Below are 16,557 nucleotides of genomic sequence, written 5' to 3'. Positions count from 1 at the left end.
TCGCTAACAAGGCTCAGCACACCAACCTCCGCCTTCGACTGCACATAGCCGAAGGCGGAGGTTGGTAGCTACCGTTTTGCAACGTTGCTCAACCAGCAATGCTGTCTGCGGCAACTATCTCAACTCGCTCACTTCTCCCGCTTCGGCAAGCGGAAACCGAGCAGGCTGGGCCGTTCGACTGTGGGCATAGCATTAAAATCGGCTTCGCCGGGGCGCAAGTGCGGCTTGCTCTCTAGCCATGCATCGCGGGTGGCTTTGGCTTGGCGCAGCATCTGCTCGATAGCCGCAGCATCGCCGGCATTGATCTGTTCGCGCGCGGTGACGAGGAAACGGATCAGCTCGTCGATCCAGCGGGTGAGGCCGTGCGGGTTGGTGAGCAAGATGTCACGCTGCATCTGCGGATCGCCGGAGGCAAGACGCGAGACATCGCGGAATCCGGTGGCAGCCAGCGGCGCCATCTCTTTCCACGCCGGGCTGTTGCCGGTGACCGTCACTAAGCCGACCGAGAGCAGCAGCGGCAGGTGCGAGATGCCAGCCACATACGCATCGTGCTCTTCGGGGTCGATGTAGTACGGTTTCGCACCGACCGCGCGCACCAACGCCTCAACCGCTTCGATGGCCTGCGGCGCAGTATCGCCAGTCACCGTTAGGCAGTAGATCGCCTCGCGGAAGAGATTAGGATCGGCGGCAGCCGGCCCCGACTTCTCGCGCCCGGCCATGGGATGCCCGCCGACAAAACTGACCGTGCGCGGGAGGAGTTCGGCGGCCCAGCGGCAGACCTGCGCTTTGGTGCTAGCGACATCCGTCACGACCGCACCGGCGGGCAAGAGGGTGGCCAATTCGCGAAACACCTCTTGCATCGCGCGCACCGGTGTCGCCACCACCACCATCTGCGCCTCACGCACCGCTTCGGCCAGCGTGCGCGCTTCACGATCGATCGCCAATCTCCCCCGCGCCTCGCGGATCACGCGCGGCTCGCGGTCGAACCCGATCACCTCGACCGCGCCGAGCGGCGACTCTTTGGGGTCGGCGTTGCGCAGCGCCATACCGAGTGACGCGCCGATTAAGCCGAGACCAATGATAGCAATGCGGATCATGGGTTTCCTCTTCTCCTAACCCGCCGGTTCTACGCCGATCAACGACAATAAGAGAATCTCAACCAACACGACAATCACCGCCAATGCAATCAGCTTAATCGGATCGAGCGCGCGGAGCGCGGCTAAAGCCAGCGCTGCCGCGACTAAGATGCCAGCCTCATACGACTCGCGCCGCACGCGCCGATTGTCGCGCGCCCATGCCTTGAGCGCCAGCCAGCGCCGGCTTAGCACTGCGATCACCGGACGCGCGATTGCGGCCACGCTGAGAAAGACGGCAAACAGCATCAGCGCATAGACCGGCGTATCCGGCGGGTCGAGCAGGGTACCGGTTGGAGCCGGTATGATCGCGATGGCGGTGAACAATAACCAGACCCCGAGCGTCCCTTCCACCGTGAGGCCAGCCAAACCCAGCCACTTTTCCAACGGCCAGAAGGTCAGGATGCCGGTCATAAGGGCCATGGCGTGAAAGATGAGATGGATCGGCGACAACAGGTTTGGCCCGCGCGCCAGATCGACGCCGATGACCATCCCTATCACGAGCGCCCAACTCAACCCCGCCAGCAGACCAAGCGCCGGCAACCAGCGCGTTGGCGACTCAACCGGCTCGTGTTCAGCCATCGCGCTGCTCCGGCCATGCCACGCGGGCAAGGCGCTGGCGCAGCAGATGATCGGCCAGCACCAACGCCAGCATTGCTTCAGCCACCGGCACCAACCGCGGCAACACGGTCGGATCGTGACGGCCATGCACCTCGATCGTCACCGGATTGCCGTCGCGATCCACCGTCTGTTGCGGGCGGGCAATGCTGGCCGGCGGTTTGGCGGCCAGCCGCACCACAATCTCCTCACCAGTGGAAATACCGCCGAGAATGCCGCCGTGATGGTTGGAAGCCGTGCCGATTGTGCCATCGTCACGACGAATAAACGGATCGTTATTTTGCGAGCCGCGCAGCATCGCTACGCCAAAACCCTCGCCGATTTCAACGCCTTTGATTGCCGGAATGGAGAACATTGCCTTGCCAATATCGGCTTGCAACTTGTCAAAGACCGGCTCACCGAGGCCGGGAGGCACACCACGCGCCCGCACTTCGACAATCCCACCCAGCGAATCGAGTTCGCGCCGCGCCTGATCGACCCGCTCGACCATCAACGCTGCCACCCGCGCATCGGGACAGCGCATGATATTGCGCTCGATCTCCCCTTCGTCAAAGACCTCGGCGCGCAGATCGGCCAGTTGCAGGGTATAGCCCACAATCTTCACCCCTACCGTTGCCAGCAGCTTGCGTGCAATTGCACCGCCGGCCACCCGCCCGATCGTCTCGCGCGCCGATGAACGACCGCCGCCACGCCAATCGCGAAAGCCGTATTTCACGTCCCACGTATAATCGGCATGACCGGGCCGGTAGCTGTCTTTGATATTCTCGTAATGGTGCGACTTCGCGTCGGTGTTGTAGACCACCATCGTAATTGGCGTACCGGTCGTGCGGCCCTCGAACACACCAGAGAGAATCTGCACTTCATCGGCTTCACGCCGCTGCGAGCTGACCCGGCTCTGGCCAACCCGACGGCGGTCGAGTTCGCGTTGAATATCGGCCACATCGAGCGGCAAACCGGCCGGGCAGCCGTCAACCGTACAACCAACAGCCGGGCCGTGTGACTCGCCCCATGTCGTTAAACGAAAAACGTGACCAAAATTATTTCCGGGCATCTGTACACTCCGCCAATGACACCGCAACGCCTTTACGTTGCCTTACGCCCGGCGCATAATCTCTTTGCCCCATGCGCCGGCCTTCCACTCCGTCCACACTCGATCGTACACCGCTTTAACCTCGCCGGCAATCCGGTTCCACGTATAGTAGGCGCGGGCCAGCGCCGCTCCCCGCGCAGCGCGCAGGCGCGACTCGGCGGGGGCGTGCAAGCTGGCTAACAGCGCATTAGCAAGCGCCACCGCATCGCCAGCCGGCACCACCAACCCATTCAGCTCGTGTTGTACCACCTCGGCCAAGCCGCCGGCATCTGAAACGATCACCGGGCAGCCGGCGGCGAACGCCTCGAGCGCCACAATCCCAAACGGCTCGTAGAGCGAGGGAAAGACGGCGACATCACCGACGGCGTACAACCGATTGCGATCTTCATCGCTAATAAAGCCGAGAAACTCAACCGAGACCCCCAATTCGGCGGCGCGTAGTCTAAATTCATCGGAGGCGCTGCCAGCGCCGGCAATCACCAGCCGGGCCGGCAGTTCCGCCACTACCCGCGGCCACGCTTCGAGCAGAATATGGACGCCTTTCTCATACACTAACCGCCCGACAAAGATCACCAGCGCCTCATTGTCGGCGGCAAAGCGGCGTCGAAACGCCACCCATTCAGCCGGCGTGGCGAAGGGTTGCGGCGGGATGCGGACGCCATTCGAGATAACATCAATCTTATCAGGCGGGGTGGCAAAGTACTCGCGGATTTGGCGGGCCATAAAGTGCGAGCAGACAATCACCCGCCACGCTTCATACGTGAGCCGCCACTCGAGATCGTTAATCTGCTGTGATCGATGGCCATTGAGATCACCCCGGCCACGCCCCCGCTCAGTCGCATGAACGGTCGCAATTAACGGTACTCGCCAATGGTGTTTGAGCGCAATTCCTACTTCAGCCGTTAACCAATCGTGGACGTGAATGAGATCGGGCCTGCCGCCGGGAAAGAGCGCATGCGCGGCGTGTTCAAGGTGACGGCCGGTATGACGGACAAAGCTAGGAAAATCATCGGTATCAAACGGCGGGATCGCAACCCGGCAGATCGTGAGGTTGTGCTGGCGCTCGAACGTCTCACCGCCACGTAATTGCGGAGTAATGACGGTAACGGTTGCTTTGTGTTCGATGAGCGCCGGCGCAAGATCGGCAACATGCCGGCCCAAACCACCCACAATATGAGGAGGGTATTCCCACGAAATCTGAAGTATGTGCATAGTCGAAATTATAGCATAGCCGAGGCGTAACCGGCAGCGCCTTACACCAACGACTGCACGCGCGCAACAATGAATTTCAAATAGCGCCCTTCGGGAAAACCGGCCGGCACCGGATGATCCAGCGGCTGGCCGGCCTCGTGAATGATTTGCAGGCGGCGGTGCGCTTGCGCTGCCGCGTCGCCAAGCAAGGCGCGAAACTGTTCGGGACCAATCTGGGCCGTGCAACTGGCGCTCACCAACAAGCCACCGGGCGCTACGCAACGGATACCGAGCGCATTGAGGCGCACATAAGCCCGCAGCGCCGCGTGCTGGCTGGCCCGCGTGCGGGCAAAACTTGGCGGATCGAGAATCACTACGTCAAAGGTGCGCCCGTCTTTGGCGTACCGATCGAGCAAGGCAAAACAATCTTCCGTCTCGAACCGGTGGCGCTCTGCCGGCAACCGGTTCAGGGCGAGATTGGCAGCCGTTGCTTCAGCCAATCCACGTCCGACATCGCAACTCACCACCTCAGCCGCATCACCCCGCAGTGCATAGAGCGAAAACCCGCCAGTGTAGGCAAAACAGTTGAGCACGCTCGCGCCGGCTACTAAACCCTCGACGGTGCGCCGGTTATCGCGCTGATCGAGAAAGAGGCCGGTCTTTTGGCCATAGAGCATATCAACCTGAAAGAAGAGGCCGTTCTCTTGCACCACCAAATCGCGCGGCGGCGCTTCGCCCCACAACAACACCGGCTGCGCTTCGCCTTCATCATCATCGTGAAGGCGGGGGCGCTGCACCACCCCGCGCAGTTCAGGATCGACAGCGCGCAGGGCCGCGGCAATGGCCGGCGCCAAGGTCTGCACACTTTCGGCATAGGTCTGGATAACGGCGTAATCGCCGTAGCGATCGACCACGATACCGGGCAGACCATCGCCCTCGCCGTAGATCCAACGGTAAGCTGTTGTCTGCCCGCTATCGCGGAGCGGCGCGCGCAACTCCCATGCCTCCCAAACCCGTTCGCGGAACCACGCCTGATCGGGCGGGCCATTCCGGCTAAAGATTCGCAACCCGATCGGGCTTTGTTCGTCGTACAGACCATAGACAGCCAACCCGCCGCAGCGGGCGCGCACCCATTGCCCGGAACGCAACCGTTCCGTTCCGATCAAATGGTTGCGATAGACCCACGGATGGCCTTGTTGCAGCCGCGCGCGAATGGCGGGATCAATCGTGATGTCGGCAAGTGACGGCATAAAGAACCAGTGTAAAGATGCCAAGACGCTTTTATACAAGGTGGGAAGGGCAATGTTCCCGCTGAAGCGGGGGATTGCTTCGGGGGCTGCGCGCCCTCGCAATGCAACATGTCACCGCTTTTTAAAGAGCTATATCGTCGCCCCGCTCGGCACGCAACCATCGGCAGGGAAGGCAGCCGGCTGCGTGCGTGGCCGGATCGCCACATTGCGCCCAATCCGCGCGCCGGCAGGAATATGCGCTTTCAGACCAACAATCGTCAGCCCCGTATTGAGCCGTTCTGGGGCTTCGGCATTGGGCGTGTTGTCATCGCCATCGCCAACCCGCGCTCCCTCCTCGATCCGCACCCCTTCATCGACGATACAACGGTCGAGGACAGCGCCTGCCTCGATCACCGCATCGCCGAGCACCACCGAATCGCGCACTACGGCCCCCGGCGCCACGACCACACCCGGCGACAACACCGACCCGATCACAGCGCCATACACCCGGCAGCCATCGCTCAGCAGGCTATTCTCAACCCGCGCCTGTTCGCCAATCTCAGCTCCCGGCCGGTCAGAACTAACAGTATGGATGACCCACTCCGGATCGTACAAATCGAGCGCCGGCGTTTCGGCCAGCAGAGCCAGATTGGCTTCATAATAGGCCTGCACCGTACCGACATCGGCCCAGTAGCCTTGGAAATTGTAGGCAAAGGCGCGAGCGCTCGTGACAATCTTGGGCAGCAGATGGCGGCCAAAATCAACCGCATCAGTCGAGCGGAGCAAGTCTATCAAATATTGCTTGCGGAAGACGTAGATCCCCATTGACGCGAGATTCGAGTCGGCCCGGCGCGGCTTTTCGACAAACCGATCGATCCGGCCATCGCTGCCGACCGAGACGATCCCATAGCGATGAGCGTCGTGCGGACTCACGCTGCGCACCGCCATGGTCAGATCGGCCCTGCGCTCTTCATGCCATTCGAGCAGCGGGCGATAATCCATTTTATAAATGTGATCGCCGGCCAACAACAGCACGGCATCAACCGGCTGATCTTCAACCACATCGAGATTGTAGCGCACCGCATCGGCCGTGCCGCGCTGCCAGCCGCCACCGTCGGGCGTCGGCGAGGGATGGAGCAGGCGCAAACCACCCTGCGCGCGGTCGAGATCCCACGGACGGCCAACGCCGAGGTGCGCGTGCAGCGAGCGTGGGCGATACTGGGTGAGCACCGCCACATTGTACAACCCCGAATTGACACAATTCGAGAGCGCGAAATCGATAATCCGATACTTACCGCCAAACGGCACCGCTGCCTCGGTGCGTTCCGCGGTCAGCACACTCAACGCCGGTGAGTCACCACCAGCCAATATCATCACCAACGTACGCAACATACCAACTCCCCTGTATGGGCATAGCGTGCGCTACCCGCACATCAAATCGTCTCGCCGGAAGGCACATCACCGGCCGGAAAATCCTCGGCGTCGCGATCGGCGTTGATCACCACATTGCGCCCGATCGTTATGCCGGCTGGAATGTGGGCCGCTTTGCCGACCACCGTAATCCCCGTGTTAATCTTATCAGGCTGCTTGCGGTTCGGCACGGTCAGATCATCGCCAAAACCGAGGCGGGCGCCGGCGCCGACCACCACCTTCTTATCAATGATCACCCGATCAAGCACCGCGCCGGGGCCGATCCATGTATCGTTCATCACCACGCTATCGCGCACAATCGCCCCCGGCGAGACATACACCCCCGGCGACAGCACCGAATGCACCACCGTGCCGCGGATGGTGCAGCCGTTACAGATGATCGACTGTGCAACTCGCGCCTGCGGCCCGATCTTGGCTGGCGGGCGCTCTTCGCTGCGCGTGCGGACGAGCCAATTCGGGTCGAACAGATCAAATTCGAGCGAGGGATCGAGCAGTTGCATGCTCGTTTCCCAATACGATTGGATGGTGCCGACATCAACCCAATAGCCCTTGAACCGGTGGGCAAAGACGCGATCCTCGGTGACCATCGCCGGAATCACATCTTTGCCGAAATCGATCCGCGGCTTCTCCGGGCCGCCTTCCGACAGCCGCCGGATCAAGATATCGGCGTTGAAGACGTAGATGCCCATCGAAGCAAGATTGCCCTTATCGCGCGCTTTGGGCTTTTCAGTAAACTCAATCACTCGATCGTGCTCGTCGGTAGTCATAATCCCGAACCGATCGGTCTCTTCAATCGGCACCTCCATCACCGCCACCGTCAGATCAGCACGCTTGCGCAGATGGGTGTCGATGATGTCGTTGTAGTTCATCTTGTAGATATGATCACCAGAAAGGATCAGCACCAGATCAGCGCGGCGTTCTTGGATGTAATTCAGATTTTGGTAGATCGCATCAGCCGTGCCCCGGTACCATGACTCATCGCGCCGGCCTTGGTAGGGTTGCAGCAACCGCACCCCGCCCCGCGCCCGGTCAAGATCCCACGGTTTGCCAATCCCGATATGTTCATTGAGCGAATGGGGCCGGTATTGTGTCAATACCGCCACATCGAAAATGCCGGAATTGACGCAATTCGAGAGGGTAAAATCGATAATGCGAAACTTACCGGCAAAGGGCACTGATGGTTTCGCGCGCTTTTCTGAGAGCACACTGAGGCGCGTGCCTTCGCCGCCTGCCATAATCATCGCTACAATGCGCATACGCCCCCCGTAACATTGCTAAGATCCGGCTGCGCTATCGATTGTAAACCCAAGCTGGCAATCACGCAACGCGCGCTGATTGCCAGCGATAGGTTGTGAATTGCCGCCTAACAATTCGTGAACATGCTCTAGACGGCTGCCAGCGGTTTGCTATCATACAATTAACTGTCTCATGGATGCAGGAGTCTGGCATGGTTCTCTACCCTGCCCCGCCTCAACCGCAATCGACCGGCTGGAAACGTTGGGTATTGATCGGCATGGCGATCATCGTGCTCAGCATCGCGCTCTGTTGCGGCCTGTTTGTCTTCGGCGGCTGGCGCCTCTTCACGGGGGTGATGGGGGAAACGCAAGCGATCGAGCAGGTGATCAAGCAGTTTATGGATGCCGGCAGGCGCAACGATACCGATGCGGCGCTCGCCCTCTTCGCCGATTCAGCGCAGAGCGTCGTTTCACGTAACGATTTGGAACGACTGTTTGCCAACCGCCAACTCTTCCGCGAGGTTAGCAGCGTTTCACTCAGAAGTTTCAATATCAAGAGCGATGTCGAAGGCACAACCGCCGAGATTGCCGGCCAGTTGAACTACGCTGATGGTTCGACCGAAGCGTTTTCGGCCCAATTGCAAAAAGAGAACGACCAATGGCGATTGATCCGGATCAATTTTCGCTAAGATTACCGGCATAAGGAGGCGCGCCATGTTTCGTACCATTCTCGTTCCGCTTGACGGCTCGCCGGTTGGCGAGCAAGCCTTGGCCGCCGCTGCCCGGCTGGCGCGCGCGGTGCATGCAACCGTGCATCTGGCGCATGTCCATTACCCCAATTCACTAACGCCCATCGTGATCGAGACGTTGCCGATCATTGACGCCAAACTGCACTCGCTAGCCACTCAGCACGAGCAGTTCTACCTCGAACAGATTGCCGCCGCACCGGTGATGCGGGGCATTCAGACGGCAACGACTGTACTCGAAGGCGAGATCGCCGAGACCTTAGCCGCGCACGCCCAAGCGATTCAGGCTAACCTGATCGTTATGACGACCCATGGCTGGAGCGGGTTTGAACACTTTTGGCTCGGCAGCGTCGCTGAATCACTCCTGCGGATGACGCACACGCCGCTCTGGTTGATGCGACCGGGTGAACCGGCGCAACGAGCCGCCCAACCGCTCCGCCGCATCCTCGTGCCGCTTGATGGTTCTGCGCTATCTGAGCAGGTGTTGCCGCACGCGCAAGCGTTGGCGTCACTCGATGATGCGCGGCTGATCCTAGCGCGGGTGATGATGCGCCGCCGGCGTCGCGAGGAACTGAGCGACGCTGAGCAGAAACAACAGATTGAGGCATATCTGCAAGAGGTCGCCAGCCGGCTTGAAGCGCAAGGCGTGCCTGCCGACATTGCAGTTGGCGCTGCCGAACAACCGGCGCGCGCATTGCTCACGCTCAGCCGTGATTTGCAGGTCGATGCGATTGCATTGGCGACCCGCGGGCAAGGCGGTTGGCGACAGATCATGGTCGGCAGCACCGCCGACAAGGTTATCCGCGCCAGCCCGATCCCAGTGTTGGCCGTGCGCCCGTAGGCGCCTGCTGCGACGTGGCCAGAAGGGCATACGGTAGGGGCATACGTCGGTATGCCCCCCATATCATCTGACACGCAGGTGGATCACCGGATCACCCACCCGCACCTCACCTTCGCTGATCACCCGCGCATAGAGCCGGCTCCAGCCGGGGTAGAGACGCTGGCTGATCCGGCTGAACCAGCCGCGTTGAAACGAACCGGCGATCGTGTTGCACGGCGTGGTGTATTCAGTAATTTCGAGTTCAACCCATGAACCGATCAGCAAGCGATCGCCAATTGCCAATTGATCCCAATTGAGACCGCTAATGGTCAGATTTTCGCCGGTTGTGCCCGGCGCAATGGGATGGCCCTCAGCCTGTAACGCCGCAATCCGTTCGGCTGAATAGAGTGAAACGGCGCGGCGCGGCCCGCCGTGGTGTTCGCGGTCGCGCTGGCGATCACCACGCACGCCATCGATCGCGATTTCGGCCGCAGGCACCGGATGCTTGGGAACGCCACCGTTGGGACTGATGTTGATCTGAACGACTCGACCCTGCGCATTCGCTGAAGTCATGGGATTCACCTCTTCTCAAACAGACGGCTATCGGCTATCATACCAGATTACCAACTCCGTTCCACACCAACCGTTTGCAGGCTAAGGAAACACCTTTTATGGAACTCTCACCACCCCGTAAACCAACCCCGCCAACCGCCACTACGCTCACCGAGCCTACGGCTGCCGGCCAACTGGAGCTCCGTGAAGCAGCACCGGTAACTGTTCAACCGCGTTGGCGGGCCGTAACCCAACGAACCGTTTTTGCCCTCATTGGGTTATTGGTCTTTGTGCTGGCGCTCGAATTGCTCAAGCGCGGCGCTGCCGGCTACGGGAAAACCCTGATCGCGTGGCTTGACATCTCGTCAGCAGCCAACGCGCTTGGGTTTGGCTGGTTGCTGGCCTATATCTTTCTCAGCGGTTCGCCGGTGGCCGCCGTCGCAGTCGCGTTTTTTGCTTCAGGTACGATCGACGGCTTGCAAACCTTTACGATGATCACCGGTTCGCGGCTGGGGGCTTCGTTCATTGTGCTCTTCGTTGGCTTTCTGTACCATCTGCGCGGCCACCGGCGCGCCGCCAGCGTCTCGATTGGCGTGCTGGCGTTGTTAACAACTGCCGCTATTTATCTGCCGGCATTGGCATTAGGGTATTGGCTGCTCAGTTCGCAATTGGTGGGAGTCATTTCCGCCAGCGCCGATAGCCCGCTCAGCTCGGTGATTGATCTGGTCATTGACTCGATCGTGGCGCTCTTGGTCAGCATCTTGCCGGAATGGTCGTTGTTGATTGTAGGCGCATTGACGCTGCTCGGCGCCTTCAGCCTGCTCGACCGCGCGATTCCCAACATGCCCGGCGGGCAAGCGGTGTTTGGCAAGGCCGGTCAATTGCTCTACCGGCCATGGGTGATGTTTCTGCTCGGCGCAGCTATTACTTCGTTCACCCTGTCGGTATCGGTGTCGCTGTCGATGCTGGTGCCGCTGACCGTGCGAGGAATTATTCGGCGCGAGAATGCGCTGCCCTACATTATGGGAGCAAACATCACCACCTTTATCGATACGCTAGTAGCAGCCCTGATCGTCGGCGGCGCCGCCGCATTTACGATTGTGCTGGTTGAAATGCTCTGTGTTGCCTTCTTTTCCCTGCTAGCCTTGCTCTTGTTTTATCGCCCATTCGCGCGCGTGCTGCTCGGTTTGCAAGAATGGATTGTTAGTTCCACGCCACGCCTGATCGGTTTTGTAGGAGTCATGTTGATTGTGCCACTCTTGCTGTTGCTGGTGAGGTAGGAAAGCCGGACGAGCGGGAGTTGGTCAAGAGGCCTGCTCCCTACTCCCCAATCCCTCCTCCCCGCTTGAGAATGCCTATGCACCTTGCGCTCTACGCCGGAACCAGCTTGCAGCACGCTGAGCTGCTGAGCTTTGCCGCGCCGCTCATCGCTGCGCTAGCTGAACGCTTGACCCTCATCGCGCCGGTGAGCGAAGCAACGACGATCGATGACACCATTGCGCAGATCCAACCCGCACCAGCGATCCAGTTGCGCCGTTGGTGTCAGGGTGACAACTTCGCCGCGGCTATTCTCACGGCGATTGCCAGCGAGCGACCCGATCTGCTGCTCGTGCCGGCTTTCGCTGCCCACATCACCCCTATGAGCTGGCGCCGGCGGCAACTCGAGTTCAGCCTGCTCGGTTCGCTCCCCATCCCGTTTTTGCGTGTGTATGGCCGGGTCACGCCCATCCGCCGGATCATGGCCGCTAGCGCCGGTGGCGAGCAGTCGCTGCGCTGCGTGCCGCTGGTCAGCCAATTGGCGCGCGCGTGCCAAGCTGAGGTGACGGTGCTGCACGTAACGTCGCAGGAAGTAGTCTATTTCGATGGGTTCACTGAAATACCGCCCCGTGACGAAACCGCGGCAACCACCTTGCGACGCTTGGTGGCAGCCATCAACGACCAAGGGTCGACGGCGCGCTTAGAGGTGGTGTATGGTCTGGTTGAAGAGACCATACTGGCCGCATGTCACCAATACGACCTGCTGGTGATCGGCAGCCATCAGGCCGCCCTCGCGCCAACCACGCCGGCAGGAAGCTGGCAGGGTCTGCTCCAGCGCCTGTCGTTGCAAGACGTCACCCACGATTTGCTCGATCGCAGCCCGATCCCGGTGCTCGTGATCTAACTCATCAGATCAAAACGGAGGCGTTGCCCAATGCTTCACCCTCTGCCCGGCGCAAAGACGAGAATCTCAGCAGGGGAAGGTTGGGAGGGGAATCACAGTATGTTCTAGACTAGTAGGAGGTTGTATCACCCTAACAACCATCGTTGTGGTTTCTCAATGATACCCCATACGTTTTTATCGTCACCCATCTGTGACTCGGCGATGGTATAATAAGGCAACCATTTGTCTCCCTCGCATTATGATGCGTACACTCGCAGAGGAGGATCGCTGTGGGCTACGAAGCCGTCTATCGCCGATCAATCGAAGACCCCGAAGGATATTGGGCCGAATTCGCCGCTGAATTGCACTGGTATAAGCCATGGGATAAAGTGCTCGACAACAGCAACGCTCCCTTTACGCGCTGGTTTGTCGGCGGCGAGACGAATCTCTGCTACAACGCGGTTGACCGCCATGCCTTCGGCGGCAAGCGTGGGCAGGCTGCCATCATCTGGGAAAGCGCCGAGACCGGGCAATCGCGCACGCTCACCTACTTCGAGCTGTACCGCGAAGTCAACCGGCTGGCCGGTCTGTTCCTCAACCTTGGCGTACGCAAAGGCGATCGGGTGATCATCTACATGCCAATGGTACCCGAAGCGATCTTTGCGATGCTCGCCTGCGCGCGCATTGGCGCCATCCACTCGGTGGTCTTCGGCGGCTTCTCGGTTACATCGCTCGCTTCGCGCATCGACGACGCCGAACCGGTGTTGATTGTCACCGCCGACGCCGGGATGCGCAAGGGCCAGCCGGTGCCGCTAAAAGAGGTGGTCGATAAGGCGCTCGACGAAGCGAATGTCGATAGCGTGCGCGATGTGCTTATCCTCAACCGCGGGATCGTCCCGGTTGAGATGAAGAAGGGACGCGATCTCGATTGGCACGAGCAACTCGCCAAGCGCGGCGAACGGTACGTTGAGCCGGCCCGCATGGCTAGCACCGATCCTTCGTACATCCTGTACACCTCTGGCACCACCGGCAAGCCCAAGGGTGTGGTGCGCGATACCGGCGGCTATATGGTGGCGCTCTACGCCAGCATGAGCACCATCTACAATTGCGGCGACGGCGATGTCTTCTGGAGCACGAGCGACATCGGTTGGGTGGTCGGCCACTCTTACATCGTCTACGCGCCGTTGCTCAAAGGCGTGCCCACCGTAGTCTACGAAGGCCGTCCCGATCACCCCGATCCCGGTATCTGGTGGCGGGTGATCGAGAAATACGGCGTCACCCACGTCTTCACCGCGCCGACGGCGCTGCGCGCCCTGCGCAAGTTCCCCGAACAGTGGATGCGCAACGCTGACATTAGCTCGCTCAAGATTCTGTACGCTGCTGGCGAACCGCTCGATGCGCCAACCTACGAGTGGGCAACACAAGCCCTCGGTGTACCGGTGATCGACCACTACTGGCAGACCGAGAGCGGCTGGCCGATGGTGACCAACCCGGTCGGCGTCGAGCTGCTGCCGATTAAACCCGGCTCGCCGACCAAGCCGGCCTTCGGCCATCGCCTCGAAGTGGTTGATGCCGATGGCAACCGGGTGCCTCCCGGCGAGAAAGGCTTCCTTGTTGAACATGGCCCGCTGCCCCCCGGTACCTTGCTTACGCTGTGGAATGACGATGAGCGGTTTGTGAAGGGCTATTGGGGCTATTTCAAAGACAAGCTGCTCTATATGACCGGCGACTACGCCATCGAAGATGAGGACGGCTACCTGTTCATGCTGGGCCGCGCCGATGAGGTGCTCAACGTGAGCGGCCACCGCCTCGGCACCCGCGAGATCGAAGAGGTGGTCTCGGCCCACCCAGCCGTGGCTGAGGCGAGCGTAATCGGCGTGCGCGACGAGCTGAAGGGCGAAGATGTGCTAGTCGTTGCCGTGCTCAAGCAGCACATCACGCCGCAAATGCAAGATGACATCGCCAACGAAATCCGGCAACTGGTGCGCGAGCGGATCGGCCCGATCGCAACGCCGAAAGCCGTTCACTTCGTCAGTATGCTGCCTAAGACGCGGTCGGGCAAGATTATGCGTCGCGTTATCCGGGCCGTGTACCAAGGCGACAATATCGGCGACCTGAGCACGATCGAAGACGACGCCACCGTCGATATGGTGCGCGAGGCGATCGAGCTGTTGCGCGGCGATCTCTAGTCGCTCCGGCGCGCCACCTAGCATCGCGTTGCGTAGCGCGCCCGCACAATGGTTGTGCAAAACTTTACCGGATCTTTAATCTCTGCTCACAATTGTTCGCTATCGTGAAAATATCCACATAGCATTGGTTTGACATGCCGGCGCGGCCACGCCTATAATTGTTGTATCCGCTGTGATAACGCATTGCCGCGCAGACACGCAACAAGGAGGTTCGACTCATGACCGAGACCCGCGATGTGGCGCTGCCCGACACCAGCGAGATGTATTATCCCGATCCGGCGCTGGTTGAGCAATCGAACGTGATGGCCTATGCCCGCAACAAGGGCTTCAGCTCTTACGACGAGCTGTACCAGTGGACAATCGCGAACCGCGAGGAGTTCTGGGCCGATATGGCCAATCAACTGGAGTGGTTCCAGCCGTGGGAGAAGGTACTTGACGACAGCAACAAGCCCTTCTACAAGTGGTTTGTTGGTGCTAAGACCAATATCGTTCACAACGCGATCGACCGTCATCTCAAGACATGGCGCAAGAATAAGCTGGCGCTGATTTGGGAAGGCGAGGATGGCAGCCAGCGCACCTATTCCTATTACCAGCTTAACTACGAAGTGTCGCGGATTGCCAATGTGCTGAAGAGCATGGGGGTAAAGAAGGGCGATATTGTCACCATTTATATGCCCCGCATCCCTGAGCTGATGTTCAGCATGCTGGCCTGCGCCAAGATCGGCGCCGCCCACAGCGTGGTCTATGGCGGCTTTTCGGAAGCGGCCCTCGCCGACCGCTTGGCCGACGCCAAGAGCAAGGTGCTGATCACCGCCGACGGCGGCTATATGCGCGGCAAGGTGGTCGAGCTGAAGAAGATCGTCAACGAGGCGCTGTCGCGCACTCCCACGGTACAGACCTGTCTCGTCTTCCGCCACACCAACCACGGCGCGCCAATGGAGCAGGGCCGCGACTTCTGGATGCACGATCTGCTTGGGCTGCCGATCGCCAACGGCTATTGCCCCACCGAGCAGATGGATGCCGAGGATATGCTGTTTATCCTCTACACCTCGGGCACGACCGGCAAACCCAAAGGGGTGGTGCATACCCACGGCGGCTATATGGTCGGCACCTATACCGCGCTGAAGTACGTCTTTGACATTAAAGACGAAGATCGCTACTGGTGCGCCGCCGACCCCGGTTGGATCACTGGCCACTCGTTTATCGTCTACGCGCCGCTGATCAATGGCGCTACCTCGTTTATGTACGAGGGTGCTCCCAACTATCCCTACCCTGATCGCTGGTGGAGCATGGTAGCCAAGCACGGCATTACCATCCTCTATACTGCCCCCACTGCGATCCGCGGTCTCATGCGCTTTGGCGATCTCTGGCCCTCGCGCCACGATCTTAGCACGCTGCGCTTGCTCGGTTCGGTCGGCGAGCCGATTAACCCTGAAGCGTGGAAGTGGTTCTATGAAAAGATCGGCAAGAGCCGCTGCCCAATCATGGATACGTGGTGGCAGACTGAGACTGGCCACTTTATGATTACGCCGACCCCAGCGGTGCCGCTCAAGCCCGGTTCGGCCACCCGCCCGTTCCTCAGTATTGATGTTGATGTGGTGCATGAAGATGGCACCCCTTGCGCTCCCGATGAAGACGGTCTGTTGGTGATTAAGAATCCATGGCCGGGCATGATGCGCACGGTGCTGAACGATCCGCAACGCTATGTTGAGGGCTACTGGCAGAAGGTGCCGCCGTACTACGCCGCTGGCGATAGCGCGCGCAAGGACAAAGACGGCTACATTTGGGTGATTGGCCGCCTCGACGACGTGATTAAGGTTTCGGGCTACCGGCTGGGCACCGCCGAGGTCGAGAGCGCGCTGGTCAGCCACCCGGCGGTGGCCGAGGCGGCGGCAATCGGCTTGCCGCACGAGGTGAAGGGCAACGCGATCCACGCCTTCGTGATCCTGCGCGCCGGCCACGAGCCGAGCCACGAGCTGGAAGAGAAGCTGCGCGCGCATGTCGGCCACGAGCTTGGCCCGATTGCCCGCCCCGACTCGATCACCTTCGTGACCTCGCTGCCCAAGACGCGGTCGGGCAAGATTATGCGCCGCGTGCTGAAGGCGCGCGCATTGGGCCTGCCCGAAGGCGACGTGTCAACCCTCGAGGAATAAACATCAGTAGTGTAGCGGGGGCGACGTATC

The 16,557-nt window shown here is 60.4% G+C and carries 14 protein-coding genes; 6 read left to right on the top strand and 8 right to left on the bottom strand.

The annotated features are described in order from the left end of the window. Positions 1-128: 128 nt before the first annotated feature. The 7 genes from U9R81_RS01870 to U9R81_RS01840 all read right to left on the bottom strand — a co-directional run bounded on the left by U9R81_RS01870 (position 129) and on the right by U9R81_RS01840 (position 7,948). Positions 129-1,097, bottom strand: coding sequence for a prephenate dehydrogenase (locus U9R81_RS01870; RefSeq protein ID WP_322493844.1), 969 nt, complete (start codon positions 1,095-1,097; stop codon positions 129-131). Between the two features lie 15 nt (positions 1,098-1,112). After that, positions 1,113-1,715 carry a hypothetical protein gene (locus tag U9R81_RS01865; protein WP_322493843.1) on the bottom strand — a complete coding sequence of 201 codons (603 nt, stop codon included), beginning with the start codon at positions 1,713-1,715 and terminating at the stop codon, positions 1,113-1,115. Then, the gene (gene aroC / locus U9R81_RS01860; protein WP_322493842.1) at positions 1,708-2,802 is read right to left on the bottom strand and encodes a chorismate synthase; all 1,095 of its coding nucleotides are present in this window, start codon (positions 2,800-2,802) and stop codon (positions 1,708-1,710) included. The genes U9R81_RS01865 and aroC overlap by 8 nt, the downstream gene beginning before the upstream one ends. A 42-nt stretch (positions 2,803-2,844) precedes the next feature. After that, positions 2,845-4,053: a glycosyltransferase family 4 protein gene (locus U9R81_RS01855; RefSeq protein WP_322493841.1), complete on the bottom strand. Its 1,209-nt coding sequence runs from the start codon at positions 4,051-4,053 to the stop codon at positions 2,845-2,847. A gap of 41 nt (positions 4,054-4,094) precedes the next feature. Then, positions 4,095-5,282: a class I SAM-dependent rRNA methyltransferase gene (locus U9R81_RS01850; RefSeq protein WP_322493840.1), complete on the bottom strand. Its 1,188-nt coding sequence runs from the start codon at positions 5,280-5,282 to the stop codon at positions 4,095-4,097. A 129-nt stretch (positions 5,283-5,411) separates the two neighbouring features. After that, positions 5,412-6,653 (bottom strand): glucose-1-phosphate adenylyltransferase family protein, encoded by a 1,242-nt coding sequence (locus tag U9R81_RS01845; RefSeq protein ID WP_322493839.1) that lies wholly within the window; start codon positions 6,651-6,653, stop codon positions 5,412-5,414. A gap of 41 nt (positions 6,654-6,694) precedes the next feature. Continuing rightward, positions 6,695-7,948, bottom strand: coding sequence for a glucose-1-phosphate adenylyltransferase (locus tag U9R81_RS01840; RefSeq protein WP_322493838.1), 1,254 nt, complete (start codon positions 7,946-7,948; stop codon positions 6,695-6,697). 191 nt (positions 7,949-8,139) lie between these two features. Between U9R81_RS01840 and U9R81_RS01835 the strand changes: the two genes are divergently transcribed. Both U9R81_RS01835 and U9R81_RS01830 read left to right on the top strand, forming a co-directional pair. Further along, positions 8,140-8,616 carry a hypothetical protein gene (locus tag U9R81_RS01835; protein ID WP_322493837.1) on the top strand — a complete coding sequence of 159 codons (477 nt, stop codon included), beginning with the start codon at positions 8,140-8,142 and terminating at the stop codon, positions 8,614-8,616. 25 nt (positions 8,617-8,641) lie between these two features. After that, positions 8,642-9,514 carry a universal stress protein gene (locus U9R81_RS01830; RefSeq protein WP_322493836.1) on the top strand — a complete coding sequence of 291 codons (873 nt, stop codon included), beginning with the start codon at positions 8,642-8,644 and terminating at the stop codon, positions 9,512-9,514. 63 nt (positions 9,515-9,577) lie between these two features. Here U9R81_RS01830 and U9R81_RS01825 read toward each other — a convergent pair whose 3' ends face one another. Beyond that, positions 9,578-10,066, bottom strand: coding sequence for an MOSC domain-containing protein (locus U9R81_RS01825; RefSeq protein WP_322493835.1), 489 nt, complete (start codon positions 10,064-10,066; stop codon positions 9,578-9,580). A 98-nt stretch (positions 10,067-10,164) separates the two neighbouring features. Between U9R81_RS01825 and U9R81_RS01820 the strand changes: the two genes are divergently transcribed. The 4 genes from U9R81_RS01820 to acs all read left to right on the top strand — a co-directional run bounded on the left by U9R81_RS01820 (position 10,165) and on the right by acs (position 16,527). Beyond that, entirely contained in the window at positions 10,165-11,325 is a 1,161-nt protein-coding gene (locus U9R81_RS01820) for a hypothetical protein (RefSeq protein WP_322493834.1), read from the top strand. A gap of 77 nt (positions 11,326-11,402) precedes the next feature. After that, complete coding sequence (locus tag U9R81_RS01815) at positions 11,403-12,206, top strand: universal stress protein (RefSeq protein ID WP_322493833.1); 804 nt, start codon at positions 11,403-11,405, stop codon at positions 12,204-12,206. A 269-nt stretch (positions 12,207-12,475) separates the two neighbouring features. Continuing rightward, positions 12,476-14,374: a propionate--CoA ligase gene (gene prpE, locus U9R81_RS01810; protein WP_322493832.1), complete on the top strand. Its 1,899-nt coding sequence runs from the start codon at positions 12,476-12,478 to the stop codon at positions 14,372-14,374. Positions 14,375-14,592: 218 nt separating this feature from the next. Continuing rightward, positions 14,593-16,527, top strand: a complete 1,935-nt coding sequence (gene acs / locus U9R81_RS01805) for an acetate--CoA ligase (protein ID WP_322493831.1) — start codon at positions 14,593-14,595, stop codon at positions 16,525-16,527. The last annotated feature ends 30 nt before the right edge of the window (positions 16,528-16,557 follow it).

Source organism: Chloroflexus sp. (assembly GCF_034435895.1).
Lineage (GTDB): Bacteria > Chloroflexota > Chloroflexia > Chloroflexales > Chloroflexaceae > Chloroflexus.
This window is presented reverse-complemented; position numbering and strand designations above follow the sequence as displayed.

Coding starts and splice junctions, on each gene's coding strand:
- U9R81_RS01870 (WP_322493844.1), bottom strand. CDS start 1,097: ATGATCCGCATTGCTATCATTGGTCTCGGCTTAATCGGCGCGTCACTC.
- U9R81_RS01865 (WP_322493843.1), bottom strand. CDS start 1,715: ATGGCTGAACACGAGCCGGTTGAGTCGCCAACGCGCTGGTTGCCGGCG.
- aroC (WP_322493842.1), bottom strand. CDS start 2,802: ATGCCCGGAAATAATTTTGGTCACGTTTTTCGTTTAACGACATGGGGC.
- U9R81_RS01855 (WP_322493841.1), bottom strand. CDS start 4,053: ATGCACATACTTCAGATTTCGTGGGAATACCCTCCTCATATTGTGGGT.
- U9R81_RS01850 (WP_322493840.1), bottom strand. CDS start 5,282: ATGCCGTCACTTGCCGACATCACGATTGATCCCGCCATTCGCGCGCGG.
- U9R81_RS01845 (WP_322493839.1), bottom strand. CDS start 6,653: ATGTTGCGTACGTTGGTGATGATATTGGCTGGTGGTGACTCACCGGCG.
- U9R81_RS01840 (WP_322493838.1), bottom strand. CDS start 7,948: ATGCGCATTGTAGCGATGATTATGGCAGGCGGCGAAGGCACGCGCCTC.
- U9R81_RS01835 (WP_322493837.1), top strand. CDS start 8,140: ATGGTTCTCTACCCTGCCCCGCCTCAACCGCAATCGACCGGCTGGAAA.
- U9R81_RS01830 (WP_322493836.1), top strand. CDS start 8,642: ATGTTTCGTACCATTCTCGTTCCGCTTGACGGCTCGCCGGTTGGCGAG.
- U9R81_RS01825 (WP_322493835.1), bottom strand. CDS start 10,066: ATGACTTCAGCGAATGCGCAGGGTCGAGTCGTTCAGATCAACATCAGT.
- U9R81_RS01820 (WP_322493834.1), top strand. CDS start 10,165: ATGGAACTCTCACCACCCCGTAAACCAACCCCGCCAACCGCCACTACG.
- U9R81_RS01815 (WP_322493833.1), top strand. CDS start 11,403: ATGCACCTTGCGCTCTACGCCGGAACCAGCTTGCAGCACGCTGAGCTG.
- acs (WP_322493831.1), top strand. CDS start 14,593: ATGACCGAGACCCGCGATGTGGCGCTGCCCGACACCAGCGAGATGTAT.